The organism is Pseudomonas sp. AK-TSAG1-1, from assembly GCF_056821665.1.
In genome coordinates, this window is the sequence record NZ_CM165965.1 from 5111138 (window position 1) to 5131961 (window position 20824).

Here is a 20824-nt window from a genome sequence, read left to right on the forward strand (position 1 = left end):
GTTTAAGCCTGTTCCAACGAGGTTACACGGGTGGCATCAGCCGGGATTTTCCCTGCCGCGACCAGACGCTTGTGCTGCTCGGCTTCGATGCGCTCGATCGTTTCAACCGGAACCATATAGCCCTGGTCGTCACGTGCGGCGTGGATCACGAAGTAGATGACAGTGCCGGCCAGGCTGGCGATCGCCAACCACCAGATGTGCCAGATCATCGCGAAACCGAAGACGGTCAGCAGTGCGCCCATGACCACACCGGTAGCGGTGTTGTTCGGCATGTGGATCGGCTCGTACTTGGCCGGAGTCTGGTACGCAGTACCGTTTTCCTTGGCTTCGGTGAACGGGTCGATGCAGTCAGCCTTAGGCAGCACAGCGAAGTTGTAGAACGGAGGTGGCGACGAGGTCGACCATTCCAGAGTGTGCGCATTCCACGGGTCACCGTGATCGCAAACGTTCTCTGGCTTCTTGCGGTCACGCACACTGACGTACAGCTGGATCAGTTGGCAGGCGATACCGGCAGCGATCATCACCGCACCGAACATGGCAACGTACAGGTACGGTACCCACTCAGGGTTGGTGGTGGCGTTCAGACGACGGGTCATGCCCATGAAGCCCAGTGCATAGAGCGGCATGAACGCAACGAAGAAGCCCGAGATCCAGAACCAGAACGCTGCTTTACCCCAGCCTTCGTGCAGCTTGAAGCCGAACGCTTTCGGGAAGTAGAAGCCGAAACCTGCGATGTAGCCGAATACTGCGCCGCCGATGATCACGTTGTGGAAGTGCGCGATCACGAACAGGCTGTTGTGCAGAACGAAGTCAGCACCCGGGATGGCCAGCAGTACGCCGGTCATGCCGCCGATGGCGAAGGTCACCATGAAGCCCAGGGTCCACAGAACCTGGCTGGTGAAGCGCAGACGGCCTTGGTAGATGGTGAACAGCCAGTTGAATAGCTTCACACCCGTCGGGATGGAAATCAGCATCGTCGCCAGACCGAAGAAGGCGTTGACGCTGGCACCCGAACCCATGGTGAAGAAGTGGTGCAGCCAAACCATGAAGCCCAGTACCGAGATCGCGCCCGAGGCGTAGATCATCGAGTGATGGCCGAACAGTTTCTTGCCGGTGAACGCCGAGATCACTTCCGAGAAGATGCCGAATGCCGGCAGGATCAGGATGTAAACCTCAGGGTGGCCCCACGCCCAGAACAGGTTGACGTACATCATTGGATTGCCACCAAGTTCATTGGTGAAAATGTGGAAATCCATGTAACGGTCAAGGGTCAGCAGTGCCAGGGTAGCGGTCAGGATCGGGAACGAAGCCACGATCAGAACGTTTGCCCAGGTGCAGGTCCAGGTGAAGATCGGCATGTCCATCAGTTTCATGCCAGGGGTACGCATTTTCAGCACGGTCGCGAGGAAGTTAACCCCCGTCAGCGTCGTACCTAACCCGGATAGCTGTAGCGCCCAGATATAGTAGTCCATACCCACGCCAGGACTGTATTGCAGACCCGACAGCGGCGGATAGGCAACCCAACCTGTCTTGGCGAATTCGCCGACGCCCAGGGACAGGTTGATCAGCACAACGCCGGATACCAGCAGCCAGAAGCTCAGGGAGTTCAGGAACGGGAACGCAACGTCACGCGCGCCGATCTGCAGCGGCACTGCAAGGTTCATCAGGCCGGTGAAGAATGGCATCGCCATGAAGATGATCATGATCACACCGTGAGCGGTGAAGATCTGGTCATAGTGTTCAGGTGGCAGGTAGCCAGGCGAACCTTCGGTGGCCATGGCCAACTGGGTACGCATCATGATGGCGTCGGCAAAACCGCGCAGCAGCATGACCATGGCGACGATGATGTACATCACGCCGATTTTCTTGTGGTCGACCGACGTCAGCCACTCGGTCCACAAATAGGTCCACTTCTTGAAGTAGGTGATTGCAGCGAACAACGCCAGACCACCGAGCGCGATCATGGAGATGGTAATCATCACAATCGGTTCGTGGAACGGGATCGCTTCCCAACTTAATTTACCAAACATCGTTTACTCCTCTGCACCGGCAGCTGAATGCGAACTCGAGTCCACTTCCGTGGCCGCCACTTCTTTCTCTTTCTTCTCGTGCTTCAGCGGCTTGCCCGGCTTCATACCTTCGTACTTGTCGACGATGATCTGGAACTGGTTCGGCGTGACCGAGGAGTAGAGCTCGACTGGGTTGTTCTGGCTCGGCTTGGCAAGGGCTGCGTATTCAGCTTGATCAAGCTGTTTAGGTGACTTCTTGACTTCACTTACCCAGGCGTCGAAATCTTCCTGGGAAGTTGCGATCGCTTTGAATTTCATACCGGTGAAACCGGCACCGCTGTAGTTGGCGGAGATACCGTCCATTTCAGCGTTGCGGTCAGCGATCAGGTGCAGTTTGGTCTGCATGCCCGCCATCGCGTAGATCTGGCCGCCCAGGCCCGGGATGAAGAACGAGTTCATCACGGCGTCGGAGGTGATCTTGAAGTTGATTGGCGTGTGCGCCGGGAACACGATCTTGTTGACCGTGGCAATGCCTTGTTCCGGGTAGATGAACAGCCACTTCCAGTCCAGCGCGACCACTTCGATGGTCACCGGCTTGACGTCAGACTCGATCGGACGATACGGGTCCAGCTTGTGGGTCGAAATGTAGGTGATGTAACCCAGGGCAATGATGATCAGAACCGGGATGGTCCAGACTGCCACTTCGATTTTGGTCGAGTGCGACCATTTCGGGGTGTAGACGGCATCCTTGTTGGACGCGCGGTACTTCCAGGCGAACAGGAAGGTCATGACGATAACCGGCACAACGACCAACAGCATCAGCAGCGTGGCGGTGATGATCAGGTTGCGCTGTTCCAGGCCGACCTGGCCCGTTGGATTGAGCAGGGTCATGTTGCAGCCTCCCAGCAACAACGTGCCGAGCAGCGGCACTAGGCCTAGTAATCTGGGGTACCTGTTTTTACTCATCTCACGACCTCTAAAGCAGCTTGCGCAATGCAGTTGGGTTTTGATCGCCAACACTTCACCCTGCCAAGGGTTGGCATTTTCTTTGGATTGAATAAGGGCCGCCCGTCGCGCGTCAGACGCTCGACAAAACCTGGGACAGCGGTCAGTTCTTATTCGAATTCGTGGTCAAAGGCCTTGTTACAGACCAATTCCATTTGGTGCGGAAAGTTGGAAGGCACCGACACCTGGGTGTCTTGAGAGCCTTTCGACTCACTCGACACCCGACTTCCTGCTCGCCTCCTTAATAAAGGCTGAACAGTGCCGGGAATTCAGTGCGGGCGATTGTAGATAGGTAGCGCCCTATACACCATGTCTTATCCCGAAATAATTTTTATCGCCCAGAGCAACAATCCATCACCGTTTTTGCAAAAGTTCCGCATGTTATCGAAATCAATTCTCAACAAAAACACCAAAAAATGTAGGTCTATCCACCTCAGTTCAGACAGCTCTGAGCGATTTTTCCCAGCGCCGAATCGGCGCAAACCCCGATATTCCAAGGCCTCTGGCCATCTGCCAGAGCTTGTTAAAACTGCCTGATCTGGCACACGCGTGCAAAACCAGAAAAATGCCAAAACAGACCAATCCTTTTTTGTAACAACGCAGCGATCCGTGTCGGCGAAATGCCCTGCGACAGGGCGCGTGTGACAACATGTCGCACACCTGTCGCACTCTCCGTTGCCGTTCGTCACGGTGATTTCACACACACTCTGAAATGCAAAACGCCCCGATCGGCTGATCCGCAAATCGGGGCGTTTTCTGTATCGGCCAATCAGCCGAAGAGTTGATTCAGCGCAGTGCTTTTCGGTTACGCGAGGTCAATAGCGGCACCAGGATCACCACCAGCACGAAGGCCACCAGTGCCCATTGCGCCAGCGACAGACCGAGAATCGGCGGGTACGGCGTCGAGCAGAAACCGTCGACCTGAAAGCCCAGCGGGAAAATCTTCGCCAGCGGCAGGTCGTCGACAATTGGCTGCAACACATCGATGCCGCAGCTCACCGCCGGATAGAACTGGGTGTACACATGATGCCCGGCGACACTGGCGCCGGCGATCGCACAGATCACCACCAGCACTTCGAACACCGTGATGCTGCGTCGAGTGCGCATGGCCGCGCCAATAAAGGCGAACAGCGCGATCAGCAGCAATGCATAACGCTGCAGGATGCACAGCGGGCATGGCGCCTCGCCCAGCACGATCTGCATGTACAGCGCGCCGCCAATCAACGCCAGGCAGATGATGCCCAGCAGCACCAGAAAGCGCCGCTCACGTCCCAGTCGAATCGTTTCCTCGCTCATCGCGTTTCCCTTGTATGTCCATGGTTCAGCTGGCCGGCGGCTGCGCTTGCAGTTGCGCCATCAGGCTGATGTTGTCTTCGATATGCCAATTGGCCGCGATGCGACCGTTGTCGATCTGATAAATATCGGTTGCCCGGAAGTCTACACGCTGGTCCTGCCCTTTGAGAGCCTTGAACGTACCGCTGAAGTGCCCGCGAAAGTGCAGATGCACCACCACGCGATCACCGGCGACGATCATTTGCTCGATCTCGCAACTCAGGTCCGGCACCGCCGTGCGAAAGAACTTCGACGCCAGCAACGGCCCGGTCGGCCCCTGCACCCGACCTTCGGGCGGTGTCTTGTCGACAAACTGCGGCGACAAGGCTGCCGTGGCCAAGGCCTCTTCTCCACTGTTCCAGAAACTGCCATAACGCCGCGCCGCCAGTTCCATGGCTTCACGTTGTACCTTGGGCAGGCTTTGATCGACGATCAGGCTCTGCGGTGTGATCAAGGCTGATTCGGCGAAGGCAACAGGACTGGCCAGCAACGCAGCCGACAGACCCAGCGTTACCAGGCTCAAACGAGAAGAGAAGATGATGTGCGACATGGGGGCGATCCTGATCAGTTGAACGAACGAGCGCCTATCATCAGCATCGGGGAATAAACGATAAACCGGTTAAGAAACGATTAACCTTTAAACAGAATTTAAGAATCAGCACCGTATAACGGCCTTCGCGAGCAGGCTCGCTCCCACAGGATCTGCGTTCGACGCCAATCCAATGCGGGAGCGAGCCTGCTCGCGAATGAAGGCAACTCGGTGCTGGATTATTCCAGGGCAGAAGCCGGCCCAAAGAACTCATAACGACTCTGCTTCTCCGGCACGCCCAGTGCTTTCAAATGGCGCTTGATCGCGCCCATGAAGCCCTTCGGCCCTAAGAAGTAAGCGTCGACATCACGCTGCGCCGGCAACCACTCGCCGAGCAACTCCTGACTCAACATCCCGACCTTGTCCGCCGCCGGGCTTACGCCGTCGTCTTCGGCGTAGCAATAGAAGCGCTTGAGTTGCGGATGACGCTCGGCCAAGCCATCGATCCAGTCGCGGAACGCATGCACGCTGCCGTTACGCGCGCAGTGGATAAAGTGCACCGGGCGCTCGGTTTCCAGTGCCGCTTCGAGCATCGCCAGGGTCGGGGTGATGCCAACACCACCGCTGATCAGCACCAGCGGTTTGTCGCTGACGGTCAGGGTGAACTCGCCCGATGGCGGGAACAGCAGAATGCTCGCCCCGACATGCAGTTGATCATGCAAGTGGTTGGACGCACGGCCACCCGGTTCGCGTTTGACGCTGACGCGGTACTGACCGTTATTGGCCAACGCCGACAGCGAGTAGTTGCGACGGACTTCTTCGCCGTCGAGGACCAGTTTCATGCCGATGTACTGACCCGGCTCTGCGGCCAGGATCGGACCTTTATCCGCCGGCTCGAAGTAGAACGAGATGATCTCGGCGCTCTCTTCGACCTTGTCCGCAACGATAAACTCCCGCGCCCCGCGCCAGCCGCCGACCGCCTGCTCTTTCTGGTCATAGATCGCGGTTTCAGCGCCGATCAGGATCTCGGCCAGTTGCCCGTAAGCGGCGCCCCACGCGCTCATCACTTGCGGTGTGGCGATCTCGTCGCCGAGCACTTCGGAGATGGCACGCAGCAGGCACGAACCGACAATCGGGTAATGCTCCGGCAGGATCTGCAGGGCCACGTGCTTGTTGATGATCTTCGCCACCAGATCGCCCAACTGGTCGAGCTGATCAATGTGCCGGGCGTACATCAACACGCCATTGGCCAGGGCGCGCGGCTGGTCGCCACTGGCCTGGTGCGCCTGATTGAACAGCGGACGAACTTCAGGGTATTCAGAGAGCATCATGCGATAGAAGTGGGTGATCAGCGCTTCACCGCCGCTTTCCAGCAGGGGAACGGTGGATTTGACGATGGCACGATCCTGGACGCTAAGCATAAGGTTGACTCCTGAGCTTCTTTGAAAAGTTGCCTTAGGCTTATCAGTTTTCGTGCCAAGTAATTTATCCTTATAAATCAATGAGATGAAATTAATGTAGTCATAATGACGCAAGCAGCCTTATAGTCATCTCGACTACATCTTGTCTCTTTGACTACAAAACCATGACCGCCAAATCCCTGCTGACCGCTCTACTGCCGCTGGTCGCCGACCTGTCCCGCGAACTGCCCGAAGGCGAGCGCTACCGCCGCCTGCTCGACGCCATGCGCGCCCTGCTGCCGTGCGACGCCGCCGCGTTGCTGCGTCTGGACGGCGAATGGCTGGTGCCGCTGGCAGTGGACGGCTTGAGCACCGACACCCTCGGCCGGCGCTTCAAGGTCAGTGACCACCCACGTTTCGAGATCCTGCTGGAGGGCGCCGGGCCGACCCGGTTCGCTGCCGACAGTGACTTGCCTGACCCTTACGATGGATTGGTTGACGGCCAGGGCGATCATCTTGAAGTGCACGACTGCCTCGGTTGCCCGCTGTTCGTCGATGAAAAACTCTGGGGCCTGATCACCCTTGACGCCCTCGACCCGGAGCGTTTCGAGCCGATCGAGCTTGATGCCCTGCAAGCTTTCGCCAGCCTCGCCTCGGCCACGGTCAACGCTGCCGAGCGCATCGAACGCCTGGCATTGCGCGCCGAGGACGAGCATCAGCGCGCCGAGGTCTACCGTCAGGCCAGCGGCCAGCAGCAACGCGAAATGATCGGCCAGAGCAAAGCGCACAAACGTCTGGTGGAAGAAATCAACCTGGTCGGCGGCAGCGACCTGACCGTGCTGATCACCGGCGAAACCGGAGTCGGCAAGGAGCTGGTGGCGCAGGCGATCCACGCCGCCTCCCCGCGTGCTGACAAACCGATCATCAGCCTCAACTGCGCCGCGCTGCCCGACACCTTGGTCGAGAGCGAACTGTTCGGCCATGTGCGCGGCGCCTTTACCGGCGCCACCAGCGACCGGCGCGGCAAGTTCGAACTGGCCAATGGCGGCACGCTGTTTCTCGATGAAGTCGGCGAACTGTCGCTGACTGTGCAAGCCAAGTTGCTGCGGGTGCTGCAGAGTGGCCAGTTGCAACGGCTCGGTTCGGACAAGGAGCATCAGGTCGACGTTCGTCTGATCGCCGCGACCAACCGCGATCTGGCCGAAGAAGTGCGCAGCGGCCGCTACCGCGCCGACTTCTATCACCGTTTGAGCGTGTACCCGCTGCGAGTCCCGGCGCTGCGCGATCGCGGGCGCGACGTGTTGCTGCTCAGCGGCTTCTTTCTGGAACAGAACCGCTCACGCATGGGCCTCAACAGCCTGCGCCTGAGCAGCGACGCTCAGGAGGCGCTGCTCGCCTACACTTGGCCGGGCAACGTGCGTGAACTGGAACATTTGATCGGGCGCAGTGCGTTGAAGGCGCTGGGCAACTGCAAGGTACGGCCGAAGATCCTCAGTTTGAGTGCCGCCGATCTCGATTTGCCACGTGAGGTTGTGGATAACTCGCCCGCGCCTTTCACTGACTTGAATACCGCGCCATTGCCGATCGGCGACCTGCGCAGTGCGACCGAGCAATATCAGCGGCAGTTGATCAGTGCAGCCCTGGCGCGCCATCAGGATAACTGGGCAAGTGCGGCGCGGGAGTTGGGGCTGGATCGGGCGAATCTTGGGCGGATGGCGAAACGGCTGGGCATAAAAAGCTAAAAGCACCCTCTCCCGGAAGGAGAGGGCTGGGCGGAGCTCCGATGAGGGGCTTTGGATCTGACGCCACCCGACAACGGACCTAAAGCCCAACCTTTTGACGCCGATAACCCGGCATCAATAGTTTCTGGCGATTTGCACCCTCGCCCATCACCTTTTTCCACAGAAGGTTTATATGTCTTCCACCAAAGCCCGCGCAGATTCACTTTCGCTTCTGCTGTTTACCTTGCGCAGCGGCAAGCTGATGGCGATCAACCTGCTGAAAGTCAGTGAAATCATCCCCTGCCCGCCGCTGACCAAGCTGCCAGAGTCGCACCCGCACGTCAAAGGCATCGCCACCCTGCGCGGCGCGTCGCTGTCGGTGATCGACCTCAGTCGCGCCATCGGCGAACGGCCGCTGGAAGACCCGAACGGCGGCTGCCTGATCGTCACCGACGTCAGCCGTTCGAAGCAGGGTCTGCACGTGCAGGCAGTGAGCAAAATCGTCCATTGCCTGACCACCGACATCAAACCACCGCCGTTCGGCTCCGGCGGTTCACGCGCCTACATCACCGGCGTGACCTCGGTTGACGGCACGCTGGTGCAAGTGCTCGACATCGAGAAAGTCATCCACAGCATCGCCCCGGCGCAGATCGAAATGGCCCCGACCGATCTGAGCATGGAAGACGCCGAAGTACTGGGCAATGCGCGGATTCTGGTGGTCGACGACAGCCAGGTGGCGTTGCAGCAATCAGTGCACACCCTGCGCAATCTCGGCCTGCAGTGCCACACCGCGCGCAGTGCCAAGGAAGCCATCGATTGCCTGCTCGATCTGCAAGGCACCGCGCAGCAGATCAACCTGATCGTCTCCGACATCGAAATGTCCGAGATGGACGGCTACGCCTTCACCCGCACCCTGCGCGAGACCCCGGACTTCGCTCACCTCTACGTGTTGCTGCACACCTCGCTCGACAGTGCGATGAACAGCGAAAAAGCCCGCCTGGCCGGCGCCAATGCGGTGCTGACCAAGTTCTCTTCGCCAGAGCTGACCCAGCGTCTGATCGAAGCGGCCAAACACGTCGCGGCCAACGGTCACTGAGTCTTGACCAACAGCTACTGTTTCCTGATGCGGCGCGACCTGCGCCAAGCCGTGCCGCCGACTCATTGGCCGGATGGTGTTGAACTGAGCACCTACCGCCCGCAACTGGCGTCGGCCGTGCATCTACTGATGCAACTCGGCTACCGCGAAGGCGGCGGTCGCGTGCCCGCACTGGACGAGTGGCAACAACGGTTTGAAAGCGATCCCGAATACGATCCCGAACTGTGCTTTATCGCCCGCGATGCCGAAGGCGTGGTCGGCGTGGCGCAGTGCTGGACCAGTTCGTACATCAAGAATCTGGTCGTGCATCCGCGCATGCAGGGTCGCGGCCTGGGGCGGGCGTTGCTGCTCAATGCGTTCAAGGTGTTTCAGCAACGCCGTGAAGGCTTTGTCGATCTGAAGGTGCTGGAGGACAACCTGCGGGCGCAGCGTTTGTATGAAAGTGCCGGGATGTATGTGGTTCGCCGGGAAATGGTGCCCATCTGATCTACCGCCTTCGCGAGCAAGCCCGCTCCCACAGGGGAAACGCATTCCAAATTGTGGGAGCGGGCTTGCTCGCGAAGAGGCCGGCTCAGGCAACTTCCAACCATCAGGCATACTCCAACCTTGGCCAAACCCCAAGGATGCCCCGCCATGAAAGCCCTCACCCTAAGCCTGCTCTGCCTCACCGCCCTCGCCTCCCAGGCTCACGCCTCCAGCCCCGACGCCTGGGCCGCCTACGACAAAACCGTGCTCGCCAGTTGCACCAAGGCCAGCGGCCTCAAAGACGCCAAACCCGTCGGCACACCCGCGCAATTCGATGACCGCGTTGGCTACACCGCCGTATTGCTGCAAGGCCAATACCCGCAAAAACACATGAAAGGCCAGCAAGGCACCGAGCTGTGCCTGTACAACAAAAAGTCGAAAACCGCGTTCGTCACCGAATGGGACTCGATCCGCCCAAGCGCCAAGGCGCAGTGAATGGCGCATAACTTGCTTCGATCCGGTCCTGCATGGCGGCTTTACGTCGCCGTTTCACACCTTGATTGAAGATTGATCGTTCGATGAATACGACGTTTTCCTGCGTCGGTTGCGGCAAATGCTGCACCGACCACCATGTGCCTCTGACCCTCGCCGAAGCCCGCATGTGGGCAGCGGATGGCGGGCAGGTGATCGTGCTGGTGGAGGCTTTTCTCGGCAACGGCCTGGGTTTGCCGGCGCAGCAGCGTGAACACGCCGAACGACGTTCGGTGGTGGTGCGCAGCGGCTCGACGGATGCTCACGTGGCCATCACCTTCGCCGCCTACAACGTCGGTCGCTGCCGGAATCTTGACGAAGACAACCTGTGCCGCATCTACGAACGCCGGCCGCTGGTGTGCAGGATTTACCCCGCAGAGATCAACCCGCACATCCCGCTCAACCCGGCCGCCAAGGATTGCCCACCGGAGTCGTGGCAACAGGGGCCACTGCTGATTGTCGGTGGCGAGTTGGTCGATCAGGAACTGCTGGAACTGATCCAGCGTTCACGCCAGGCCGATCGGGATGACATCCGCACCAAGGATGCGATCTGCGCCGCGCTGGGTATTCGCACCACGGCGCTCAAGGGCGATGGGTTTACCGCGTACTTGCCGAACATGAGCGCGTTTGCGGCGGTGATCGATCAGGTTTCTGCGCAACCGCTGAGTGAAGCGTGCAGCGAATGGCTGTTTCATTTGTCCGGTGATGATGTCGCCGGGCAGTTGGTGGCGGCCGGGGCGCAGGTGGTGACGGAGCCGGCGCAGACGTATGCGTTTATTTCTCTGCGCGCGGCTTGATCCGGAATTTGGAGTGGCCGCAATGGCCCCTTCGGGAGCAAGCCCCCTCCCACAAGGATCTGAGTTGTACACAGAATAAGTGAGCAACCGACAGACCTGTGGGAGCGAGCCTGCTCGCGAACAGGCCGGCCCAGGCAACCTCAATCCCGAACCTGCCGCTGCCCCCAGAATTCCCGCGCCAGCAACCTCAAATCCCCCGCCAGCCCCGCCACATCCTCAGAATTGCGCTGACTCTGCCGCCCCTCATCCACCGTCAATTCGGACGCCGTGCGGATGCTGACGATATTACGGTTGATGTCTTCGCTCACCGCGCTCTGCTGCTCCACGGCGGCGGCAATCTGCAGGCTCATCTCAGTGATCTGCTCGACCCGCTCGCTGATCCCGTCCAGCGCCCGCGCCGCGCGTTGCGCCTGTTCGACACTGTTATCCACATGCTCGCTGCTTTGTTGCATCACCAGCACCGCGTCCCGCGCGCCGTTCTGCAAGGTGCTGATCATCCGTTGAATCTCGTTGGTCGACTGCTGCGTGCGTTGCGCCAACCCACGCACCTCATCGGCCACCACCGCAAACCCGCGCCCGGCATCTCCGGCCCGCGCCGCTTCGATCGCGGCATTGAGCGCCAGCAGATTGGTCTGTTCGGCGATGCTGCGGATCACCTCCAGCACCCCGGAAATCTCAGTGCTGTGGCCTTCGAGCTGATGGATCACTTCGGTCGCTCGCGCCAATTCTTCGGCCAGGCGCAGTACCGCGCTGCGGCTTTCACCGACCAGCAAATGTCCCTCACGGGTTTCCGTCCCGGCCATGTCAGCCGCCACCGAGGCCTGCTGCGCATGGCTGGCGACCTGCGCCACACTGGCGGCCATCTGATGAATCGCCGCCGCCACCTGATCGGTTTCGGCCTGCTGGGCCAACGAGCTGCTGTGGCTGCTTTGCAGGTGATCAACCAATTGCGCCGCGTGCCCGGCCAACTGTTGCGACGCATCACCAATGCGTCCGACCACCGCGCCGACCTGGGCTTCGAGCATCTGCAGGGCGAACTCGATCTGGCCAATTTCATCGCCACGCCCGGTGTAGATGTTCTGGCTCAACGGATTGTCCGCGATCTGGCGCGCTCGCTCGGTCAGACGCTCCAGTGGCCGCAGGATCCAGCGCACGCCCAACGCGCAGAGACTGCTACCGGCGACAAACGCCAGCGCATCGATCCACACAGACTCCGGACGCAACCAGGCCTCGATCCCCAGCACCAGCCCCAGCAACGCACTGGCCAACGCCGTGATCCTGCCGCGCAAACCGAGACGCGGCAGTGGCCGCCGCCCCTTCAATTCACCGCGCAACTGCGCATACGCCCGCTCCGCCGCCGCCACTTGCCGCGTGTCAGGCCGGGTACGCACCGACTGATACTCCACCGCCACGCCATTTTGCGTGACCGGCGTGACATAAGCGCTGACCCAGTAGTGATCGCCGTTCTTGCAGCGATTCTTCACCAGCCCCATCCACGAGCGTCCACGCTTGAGCGTCTGCCACATGTGCGCAAACGCCTGCGCCGGCATGTCCGGGTGACGCAACAGGTTGTGTGGCGTGCCGAGCAATTCCTCACGGCTGTAACCGCTGATCCTGATGAAATCGTCGTTGGCGTAGGTGATCGCGCTGGTCAGATCGGTGGTCGAAAGAATGTTCGCGTCCAGCGCCACATCGACGTTACGGCCGGTTACCGGGAGATTGATCTTCATGGAAAGCGCGCTCGTTTTATTGGAAGAGTCGGCAGGGCTGCTGACTCTAAGCGCACCAATTGGTTAACTATTGATCTGGCTCAGGATCTGAGCACTTAGCCATCACTGCGACCGAAAATCGCAGTCGATGGCCAAAGGCGGGATTTGACTCAGCGCTTGCCCATCGAACGACGGGTCCCCGGCGGCGCCATGCCCGGGGTTTTGGTGTGGCCGTTCTTGGCGCCGTTCTTGTACCACGGCTGGTTGGAACCCTTGGCAGCCGCCAGCTCACCCGGTTTGAACGGGAACTTGAAGGCCGGGATCTCGGGTTTGGTTTCGCTGGCGTCGGCAAGCTCGGCCGGGACATCGCTCTCGGCGTCGTCAACCGGCGGTTGGATCGGGGAAGTCATAGAAGCTCCGCAAAGCAAAAAGTCGGGCCCGAACAGTGAGCCGCGAAGGCGCGCAGTATACCTGCGCGCCCGGCCTCGGCACCTGAAGATTTGCAGCGCACGCCGAACGGTTTACAGGTAGGTGATGGTGACGATGCCTTTGTCGGTTGAGGTCTTCAACGGCTCATACGACATGGAAACCGGCAGCGCCTGATGGCTGCAAGCATTGAGATACGTGTCTACATCGACGTTCACACCGGGCTTGATTTCAACCCGACGCGATTCAGTGGAAGACAATGCCCCGGCTCGCTCAACTGCACAGCCGGAATCGACAATTTGCCCGGTGAAACGGATCTCGCCGGATTGACTGCCAGGCGCGGCGAACGCAGTGAGTGGAAGCAGGAGAAGCACACACGGCATTGCGATTTTCAGCTTCATAACCAGACACTCCCGATGTGAGGCCCAGCGAAACCCGGGCTACACACTGTTTATCCGCGCACGGGGCTGGATCTTGAGAAGCGTAGTCGGCAAATAAGTCCCGAATGGGGAATGATCGGTCCTTTTTTTGGGGACGGTTACGCCGCCATCCCGAGCCAGCTCCCTCCCACAGGTGGAATCCGTTTCTCTGTAGGAGTGAGCCTGCTCGCGATGAACGATGACGCGGTGTTCGGACGGATTACGTGTGCGAGTCAACCCGATCCAACGCCCGGTTTACCGCCAGCTCGGCGCGCATGACGATCTGCTGGATCGCCAAGGCAGTGCTGGCCGGGGTTTGGATTGGGTGCATTCAGTTGGAGATGGGTCGGCTGGCAGGCCGCCTTCGCGAGCAGGCTCGCTCCCACAGTCTGGATTGGGCGTATTCAGTTGGAGATGGTCGGCTCACAGGCTGCCATCGCGAGCAGGCGAAGGCTATACCCACGCAGCAACGGATATCGACACCCGACGAAACTGACAGCGCTGACAGCTAGCCGTCACCCTCCTGACCCCCAAACAAGTTTATAAAGACCCAACCTGCCCAAACTCCAGCCCCTGGCGCCCCATCGCATGCGAATCCAGAAAAACAAAACCCTGCTAGCCCTAGTGATCGCCCTGGCCGCCGCAGGCATATGGTGGGCAAGCAAACCCGCCCCGAGCAAACTGGCAACCCCGACCGCCATCCCGGTCCGCGTCGTCGCCGTCAGCGTAAAAGACGTCCCCCGCTACACCAGCGGCATCGGCTCCGTACTCTCACTGCACAGCGTCGTCGTACGCCCACAGATAGACGGCATCCTCACCAGAATTCTCGTCAAAGAAGGCCAACTCGTCAAAGCAGGCGACCTGCTCGCCACCATCGACGACCGCTCGATCCGCGCCAGCCTCGACCAGGCCCGCGCGCAACTGGGCGAAAGCCAGGCGCAACTGCAAGTCGCCCTGGTCAACCTCAAACGCTACAAACTGCTCAGCGTCGACGACGGCGTCTCCAAGCAGACCTACGATCAGCAACAAGCCTTGGTCAATCAATTGAAAGCCACCGCCCAAGGCAACCAGGCCTCCATCGACGCCGCACAAGTTCAGCTGTCCTACACGCAGATTCGCTCTCCGGTCACCGGCCGTGTCGGTATTCGTACCGTCGACGAAGGCAACTTCCTGCGCATGACCGACGCCGCAGGCTTGTTCACCGTGACCCAGATCGACCCGATCGCCGTCGAGTTCTCCCTGCCCCAGCAAATGCTGCCGACCCTGCAAGGCCTGATCAACGACCCGCAGCGAGCACAGGTCAAGGCCTACATCGGCGCCGACACCGACGGCGAAACCGGCAACCTGCTCGGCGAAGGCCACCTGACCCTCATCGACAACCAGATCAACGCCAACACCGGCACCATCCGCGCCAAGGCCGAGTTCGACAACGCCAGCCAGAAGCTCTGGCCGGGCTTGCTGGTGACGGTAAAAATTCAGACGGCGCTGGACAAGGATGCGTTGGTGGTACCACCCACCGTCGTACAACGCGGCCTCGACCAACACTTCGTTTATCGGGTGAATGGCGACAAGGTCGAAGCCGTACAAGTGCAGATGGTTTATCAGGGAAGCGGCCAGGACATCATCAAAGGTGTGAAGGCCGGTGACGTGCTGGTCACCGACGGCCAGTCGCGGCTCAAACCCGGCTCCACGGTGCAAGTCATGACCGAGCCGGCGCAGGTGGTGCAAGCGGAGCCGAAACCATGAAGGAACACAAAGGCGTCTCCACCTGGTGCATCGATCACCCGGTCGCGACGATTCTGCTGACGATCGCGCTGGTGCTGGTCGGTGCGATTGCCTTCCCGCGCTTGCCGATTGCGCCGCTGCCGGAAGCGGAATTTCCGACGATTCAGGTTTCGGCACAGCTGCCCGGCGCCAGCCCCGACACCATGGCCTCATCCGTGGCCACGCCGCTGGAGGTGCAATTCAGCGCCATCCCCGGCATGACCCAGATGACCTCCAGCAGTGCGCTCGGCTCAAGCCTGCTGACCCTGCAATTCACCCTCGATAAAAGCATCGACACCGCCGCCCAGGAAGTACAAGCGGCGATCAATACCGCCGCCGGCAAACTGCCCAAAGACATGCCGACGCTGCCGACCTGGAAGAAGGTCAACCCGGCCGACAGCCCGGTGCTGATTCTCAGCGTCAGCTCCACACAAATGCCCGGCACCGAACTCAGCGATCTGGTGGAAACCCTGCTCTCACGTCAGATCAGTCAGATCGACGGTGTAGGCCAGATCAACATCACCGGTCAGCAACGTCCGGCGATCCGCGTGCAAGCCTCGGCCGACAAACTGGCAGCAATCGGCCTGACCCTGGCCGACATCCGTCTGGCGATCCAGCAGACCAGCCTCAACCTGGCCAAAGGTGCGCTGTACGGCGAATCGAGCATCTCCACGCTGTCGACCAATGACCAGTTGTTCCACCCCGAGGACTACAGCCAACTCATCGTTTCCTACAAGGATGGCGCACCGGTTCACCTGCGCGATGTCGCCAAAGTGGTCAACGGTTCGGAAGATGCCTACGTGCAGGCCTGGGCCGGCGATCAACCGGGGGTGAACCTGGTCATCTCGCGCCAGCCGGGGGCGAACATCGTCGAAACCGTGGACCGTATTCAAGCCGCCCTGCCCGGCCTCGAAGCCATGCTGCCGGCCTCGGTGCAGGTAAAAACCCTGATCGACCGCACCCAGACCATCCGTGCCTCGCTGCACGAGGTCGAGATCACCCTGTTGATCGCGATCCTGCTGGTGGTGGCGGTGATGGCGCTGTTCCTGCGCCAGTTGTCGGCGACGATGATCGTGTCGGCCGTACTCGGCGTGTCGCTGACCGCCAGTTTCGCCCTGATGTACCTGCTCGGGTTCAGCCTGAACAACCTGACGCTGGTGGCGATTGTCGTTGCGGTCGGGTTTGTCGTGGACGATGCGATTGTGGTGGTGGAGAACATTCATCGGCATCTGGAAGCCGGCGACGGCATGCGCGAGGCCGCCATCAAGGGCGCCGGCGAGATCGGCTTCACCGTGGTCTCGATCAGCTTCTCGCTGGTGGCGGCGTTCATTCCGCTGCTGTTCATGGGCGGCGTGGTCGGGCGGCTGTTCAAGGAATTCGCCCTGACCGCGACGTCGACCATCATGATTTCCGTGGTGGTGTCGCTGACCCTGGCGCCGACACTGGCGGCGCTGTTCATGCGCAAACCGGTGCATCACGCTCACGACAAACCGGGTTTCAGCGAACGCCTGCTCGGCTGGTACGAAAAAGGCCTGCGCCGCGCCCTTGCCCATCAAAAGTTGATGATCGGCGTGTTCGGCCTGTCGCTGGCGATGGCGATTGCCGGTTACATCTTTATCCCCAAGGGCTTCTTCCCGGTGCAGGACACCGGCTTCGTCCTCGGCACCACCGAAGCCGCTGCGGATATCTCCTACGGCGACATGGTGAAAAAACACCTGGCGATGGCCGAAATCGTCGCCGCCGATCCCGCCGTGCAGGCGTTTTCCCACTCGGTGGGTGTGTCCGGCAGTAACCAGACCATCGCCAACGGCCGCTTCTGGATCGCCCTGAAAAAACGCGGCGACCGCGATGTCTCGGCCAGTCAGTTCATCGACCGGATTCGTCCGCAGCTGATGAAAGTCCCGGGGATCGTGCTGTACCTGCGCGCAGGGCAAGACATCAATTTAAGCTCCGGCCCGAGCCGTGCGCAGTACCAATATGTGCTCAAGAGCAATGACGGCGCGACCCTCGCCACCTGGACCCAGCGCCTGACGGAAAAGCTGCGCAGCAACCCGGCGTTCCGCGATATTTCCAACGACCTGCAACTGGGCGGCAGCATCACCCACATCAGCATTGATCGAAGTGCAGCGGCGCGTTTCGGCCTGACCGCGAGCGATGTCGACGAGGCGCTTTACGACGCCTTTGGTCAGCGGCAGATCAATGAATTCCAGACCCAGGTCAACCAGTACAACGTGATCCTGGAACTGGACACCCAGCAACGCGGCAAGGCCGAAAGCCTCAACTATTTCTACCTGCGTTCACCGCTGAGCGGGGAAATGGTGCCGCTGTCGGCACTGGCAAAATTCGATGCACCCACCATCGGCCCGCTGTCGATTGCCCATGACGGCATGTTCCCGGCCGCCAACCTGTCGTTCAACCTCGCGCCCGGCGTGGCGTTGGGTGACGCGGTGATTCTGCTCAATCAGGCCAAGGCCGAAATCGGCATGCCGACCGCGATCAGCGGCAACTTCCAGGGCGCGGCACAGGCGTTCCAGAGTTCGCTGGCCAGTCAGCCGTGGCTGATTCTCGCGGCGCTGGTGGCGGTGTACATCATTCTCGGCGTGCTTTATGAGAGCTTCGTGCATCCGCTGACGATCATTTCGACGCTGCCGGCGGCCGGTCTAGGGGCGGTGATCATGCTGTGGATCTGCGGTCAGGACTTTTCGATCATGGCGTTGATCGGGCTGGTGCTGCTGATCGGTATCGTCAAGAAAAACGGCATCCTGATGATCGACTTTGCCCTCGAAGCGCAGCGCAATCGTGGGTTGCCACCGCAGGACGCGATTTACGAGGCGTGCATTACGCGGTTCCGGCCGATCATCATGACCACCCTCGCCGCCCTGCTCGGCGCCCTGCCGCTGATGCTCGGCTATGGCACCGGCGCCGAACTGCGCCAGCCGCTGGGGATCGCGGTGGTGGGCGGTTTGCTGGTCAGCCAGATGCTGACGCTGTTTACCACACCAGTCATATACTTGTGGCTTGAGCGGCTGTTTCACCGACGCTCACACCCAGAAGCATCATCGCCCCCACCGGCACTGGCGACCACAGACTGAGGCAGGGTCATGCGCGTTCTGATTATCGAAGACGAGGAAAAAACCGCGGACTATCTGCACCGCGGTCTGACGGAACAGGGTTACACCGTGGACCTGGCCCGCGACGGCGTCGAAGGCCTGCACCTGGCGCTGGAAGGCGACTATGCGGTGATCGTCCTCGACGTGATGTTGCCGGGCCTGGACGGCTTCGGCGTGCTGCGTGCGCTGCGTGCACGCAAGCAGACTCCCGTGATCATGCTCACCGCCCGCGAACGGGTCGAAGACCGGATCAAAGGCCTGCGCGACGGCGCCGACGATTACCTCGGCAAACCGTTTTCCTTCCTCGAACTGGTGGCGCGCCTGCAGGCGCTGACCCGGCGCAGCGGCGGCCATGAACCGGTGCAGGTGAGCATCGCCGACCTGTGGATAGATTTGATCAGCCGCAAGGCCACTCGCGCCGGCACGCGGCTGGACCTGACAGCGAAAGAGTTTTCGCTGCTCAGCGTATTGGCACGGCGTCAGGGGGAAATCCTCTCGAAAACCGCGATTGCCGAGATGGTCTGGGACATCAATTTCGACAGCGATGCCAACGTTGTCGAAGTCGCGATAAAACGCCTGCGCGCCAAGCTCGACGGGCCGTTCGACGAAAAACTGCTGCACACCATTCGCGGCATGGGTTATGTGCTGGAGAGCCGCGGTGTCCAGTAATTCGATCGCCCTGCGCCTCAGCGGCATGTTCACGCTGGTGGCGCTGCTGGTGTTTCTGTTGATCGGCGGCGCGCTGTATCAGCAGGTCGACAAGGGCCTGGGCCTGCTGCCGGAGGCCGAGTTGGATGCGCGTTATAGCGTGCTTGAATCGGCCCTCAACCGTTACGGCACACCCGAGCATTGGATGAAGATCAACGCCAAACTCAAGCTGCTCGGTGAGGAAGACAAGCGCATCCATTTTTGGGTGGTCAGCGGTGATCCCGGTTACGAGTATGGCGAGCCGGACGCCCCGATCCGCGCCTTCGCCAAAGGCCCGACGGGCATGCATGACCTGCAGTTGCCCGACCACCCCTATCCGCTGAAAGTGCTGCTGACCGAACTGCCGGCCAAGGATCAGCGCCCGCCGCTGCGGTTCATGATCGGCATCGACACCGAGACCTTCCACGAGACTCAGCACAACTTGCTGATCGCCTTGGTCAGCCTGGCGATCATCGGTGTGCTGATGGCGTCGGCACTGGGTTACTGGGTGGCACGGATCGGCCTCAAACCGCTGATCAAACTGTCCCACGAAGCCCAGCGCCTGGCGCCTCCACTGCGCGCCGGACGCTTGCGGATGTCACCGTTGCCGCCGGAGCTCGAGCAGTTTGTCGAATCGTTCAACTCAACCTTGGAACGGGTCGAACAGGCCTATTCGCGACTGGAATCGTTCAATGCCGACGTGGCCCATGAACTGCGCTCGCCACTGACCAACCTGATCGGCCAAACCCAGGTCGCACTGACGCGCGGACGCTCCGCCGAACACTACTTCGAAGTGCTGCAATCCAACCTCGAAGAGCTGGAACGCCTGCGTTCGATCATCAACGACATGCTGTTCCTCGCCAGCGCCGATCAGGGCAGCAAGGCGACCAAACTCACCGAAACTTCATTGGCCGATGAAGTCGCGACCACGCTGGAGTACCTCGACTTCATCCTCGAAGACGCGCAAGTGCAGGTGCACGTGAGTGGTGATGCCCAAGTGCGCATCGAGATCGCGCATTTGCGTCGGGCGTTGATCAATCTGCTGAGTAACGCCGTGCAGCACACCGAGCCTGGCAAGGTGATCGAAGTGCGCATCGAGGTTGCAGAACATCAGGTCAGCATCGGCGTGGCCAACCCGGGATCGCCGATTGCCAGCGAGCATTTGCCGCGGTTGTTCGAGCGCTTCTATCGGGTCGATGCGTCACGCAGCAACAGCGGCAATAACCATGGACTGGGGCTGGCGATCGTCAAGGCAATTGCGCTGATGCATGGTGGCGATGTGTTTGTGCGCAGTGATCGGGGGATGAATACCTTCGGGATTCATTTGCCGGTTTGAAAGCCCTCCCCCTGCCCCTCTCCTGTTGGGAGAGGGGGCGATCGTTGCTGTTGCTGTAACAGTCATTTATGAAAATCATGCTGTTTCCCAACGCCCGGCAACTTTATCTTTGCCCGCACCAAACAGCACTTGCCAAGCAAGAAGGTTTTCAAGATGTCCAACAGTATGGGTATTGCCAGCGCGTTCGTTTTGTCCTCATTGATCCTGTCGCCCATGGCGATGGCTGAAGAATCGCAGTCGTTCGTAGCGCAGAATGCCGCTCGCGCTCACGCATTCGAACAGTCTCAGGCAGAAGTGATGGCCAAGTCGCAAGACGCCTCGCAAGCCCCTCAGGCCGCCACTTCCCAAGCTCAAGCGTCCGAGAAAGACAGCTGAGTCGCGCACCGCGAAAAATTTTCCCTCGACGCGGTTGTTTGGCTCTTCCCGTTCAACCGTCGTCATTCCAGGCCGCTGCCTTTCAGCGGCCTTTTTTCGTTGTGGTCTGAAAG

The 20824-nt window shown here is 60.3% G+C and carries 18 protein-coding genes and 2 pseudogenes; 10 read left to right on the plus strand and 10 right to left on the minus strand.

Annotation, left to right across the window (positions count from 1 at the left end):
* Positions 1-2 precede the first annotated feature (2 nt).
* From cyoB to hmpA, 5 genes are all read right to left on the minus strand, one after another.
* Positions 3-2030: a cytochrome o ubiquinol oxidase subunit I gene (gene cyoB / locus AC1UK9_RS23040; RefSeq protein ID WP_025109262.1), complete on the minus strand. Its 2028-nt coding sequence runs from the start codon at positions 2028-2030 to the stop codon at positions 3-5.
* A 3-nt stretch (positions 2031-2033) separates the two neighbouring features.
* Positions 2034-2975: a ubiquinol oxidase subunit II gene (cyoA, locus tag AC1UK9_RS23045; RefSeq protein WP_025109263.1), complete on the minus strand. Its 942-nt coding sequence runs from the start codon at positions 2973-2975 to the stop codon at positions 2034-2036.
* An 825-nt stretch (positions 2976-3800) separates the two neighbouring features.
* Entirely contained in the window at positions 3801-4310 is a 510-nt protein-coding gene (locus tag AC1UK9_RS23050; RefSeq protein ID WP_482578570.1) for a disulfide bond formation protein B, read from the minus strand.
* 25 nt (positions 4311-4335) lie between these two features.
* The gene (locus AC1UK9_RS23055; protein WP_482578571.1) at positions 4336-4896 is read right to left on the minus strand and encodes an ester cyclase; all 561 of its coding nucleotides are present in this window, start codon (positions 4894-4896) and stop codon (positions 4336-4338) included.
* A gap of 218 nt (positions 4897-5114) precedes the next feature.
* Positions 5115-6296, minus strand: coding sequence for an NO-inducible flavohemoprotein (gene hmpA / locus AC1UK9_RS23060; RefSeq protein WP_482578572.1), 1182 nt, complete (start codon positions 6294-6296; stop codon positions 5115-5117).
* A 164-nt stretch (positions 6297-6460) separates the two neighbouring features.
* Between hmpA and norR the strand changes: the two genes are divergently transcribed.
* The 5 genes from norR (at position 6461) to AC1UK9_RS23085 (ending at position 10885) form a co-directional block, all read left to right on the plus strand.
* Entirely contained in the window at positions 6461-8017 is a 1557-nt protein-coding gene (gene norR / locus AC1UK9_RS23065; RefSeq protein ID WP_482578573.1) for a nitric oxide reductase transcriptional regulator NorR, read from the plus strand.
* Positions 8018-8189: 172 nt separating this feature from the next.
* Positions 8190-9092, plus strand: a complete 903-nt coding sequence (locus AC1UK9_RS23070; protein ID WP_025109268.1) for a chemotaxis protein CheV — start codon at positions 8190-8192, stop codon at positions 9090-9092.
* A gap of 27 nt (positions 9093-9119) precedes the next feature.
* Positions 9120-9578 (plus strand): GNAT family N-acetyltransferase, encoded by a 459-nt coding sequence (locus AC1UK9_RS23075; RefSeq protein WP_482580518.1) that lies wholly within the window; start codon positions 9120-9122, stop codon positions 9576-9578.
* A 147-nt stretch (positions 9579-9725) separates the two neighbouring features.
* Entirely contained in the window at positions 9726-10052 is a 327-nt protein-coding gene (locus tag AC1UK9_RS23080) for a hypothetical protein (protein ID WP_482578574.1), read from the plus strand.
* A gap of 83 nt (positions 10053-10135) precedes the next feature.
* Entirely contained in the window at positions 10136-10885 is a 750-nt protein-coding gene (locus tag AC1UK9_RS23085; protein WP_482578575.1) for a YkgJ family cysteine cluster protein, read from the plus strand.
* A 140-nt stretch (positions 10886-11025) separates the two neighbouring features.
* On the opposite strand, the gene AC1UK9_RS23090 is transcribed toward AC1UK9_RS23085, so the two are convergent.
* The 5 genes and pseudogenes from AC1UK9_RS23090 to AC1UK9_RS23110 form a co-directional block, all read right to left on the minus strand.
* Positions 11026-12129 carry a methyl-accepting chemotaxis protein gene (locus tag AC1UK9_RS23090; RefSeq protein ID WP_371262556.1) on the minus strand — a complete coding sequence of 368 codons (1104 nt, stop codon included), beginning with the start codon at positions 12127-12129 and terminating at the stop codon, positions 11026-11028.
* Between the two features lie 204 nt (positions 12130-12333).
* Positions 12334-12615: pseudogene (locus AC1UK9_RS23095) on the minus strand (PAS domain-containing protein); the annotation flags it as partial.
* A gap of 149 nt (positions 12616-12764) precedes the next feature.
* The gene (locus AC1UK9_RS23100) at positions 12765-13004 is read right to left on the minus strand and encodes a hypothetical protein (protein WP_482578576.1); all 240 of its coding nucleotides are present in this window, start codon (positions 13002-13004) and stop codon (positions 12765-12767) included.
* 111 nt (positions 13005-13115) lie between these two features.
* Positions 13116-13421 (minus strand): type 1 fimbrial protein, encoded by a 306-nt coding sequence (locus AC1UK9_RS23105; RefSeq protein ID WP_482578577.1) that lies wholly within the window; start codon positions 13419-13421, stop codon positions 13116-13118.
* A gap of 238 nt (positions 13422-13659) precedes the next feature.
* Positions 13660-13746 (minus strand): annotated as a pseudogene (locus AC1UK9_RS23110) (DUF6124 family protein); the annotation flags it as partial.
* Positions 13747-14027: 281 nt separating this feature from the next.
* Between AC1UK9_RS23110 and AC1UK9_RS23115 the strand changes: the two are divergent.
* From AC1UK9_RS23115 to AC1UK9_RS23135, 5 genes are all read left to right on the plus strand, one after another.
* Entirely contained in the window at positions 14028-15185 is a 1158-nt protein-coding gene (locus tag AC1UK9_RS23115; protein ID WP_025109275.1) for an efflux RND transporter periplasmic adaptor subunit, read from the plus strand.
* Positions 15182-18295 carry a multidrug efflux RND transporter permease subunit gene (locus AC1UK9_RS23120; RefSeq protein WP_473013539.1) on the plus strand — a complete coding sequence of 1038 codons (3114 nt, stop codon included), beginning with the start codon at positions 15182-15184 and terminating at the stop codon, positions 18293-18295. The genes AC1UK9_RS23115 and AC1UK9_RS23120 overlap by 4 nt, the downstream gene beginning before the upstream one ends.
* 9 nt (positions 18296-18304) lie before the next feature.
* Positions 18305-18982, plus strand: coding sequence for a heavy metal response regulator transcription factor (locus tag AC1UK9_RS23125; RefSeq protein ID WP_025109277.1), 678 nt, complete (start codon positions 18305-18307; stop codon positions 18980-18982).
* A complete protein-coding gene (locus tag AC1UK9_RS23130) occupies positions 18972-20336 on the plus strand; it encodes a heavy metal sensor histidine kinase (RefSeq protein ID WP_482578578.1) in 1365 nt (454 codons plus the stop codon). The genes AC1UK9_RS23125 and AC1UK9_RS23130 overlap by 11 nt, the downstream gene beginning before the upstream one ends.
* A gap of 153 nt (positions 20337-20489) precedes the next feature.
* Positions 20490-20711 (plus strand): hypothetical protein, encoded by a 222-nt coding sequence (locus AC1UK9_RS23135; protein WP_473013541.1) that lies wholly within the window; start codon positions 20490-20492, stop codon positions 20709-20711.
* Positions 20712-20824: the final 113 nt, after the last annotated feature.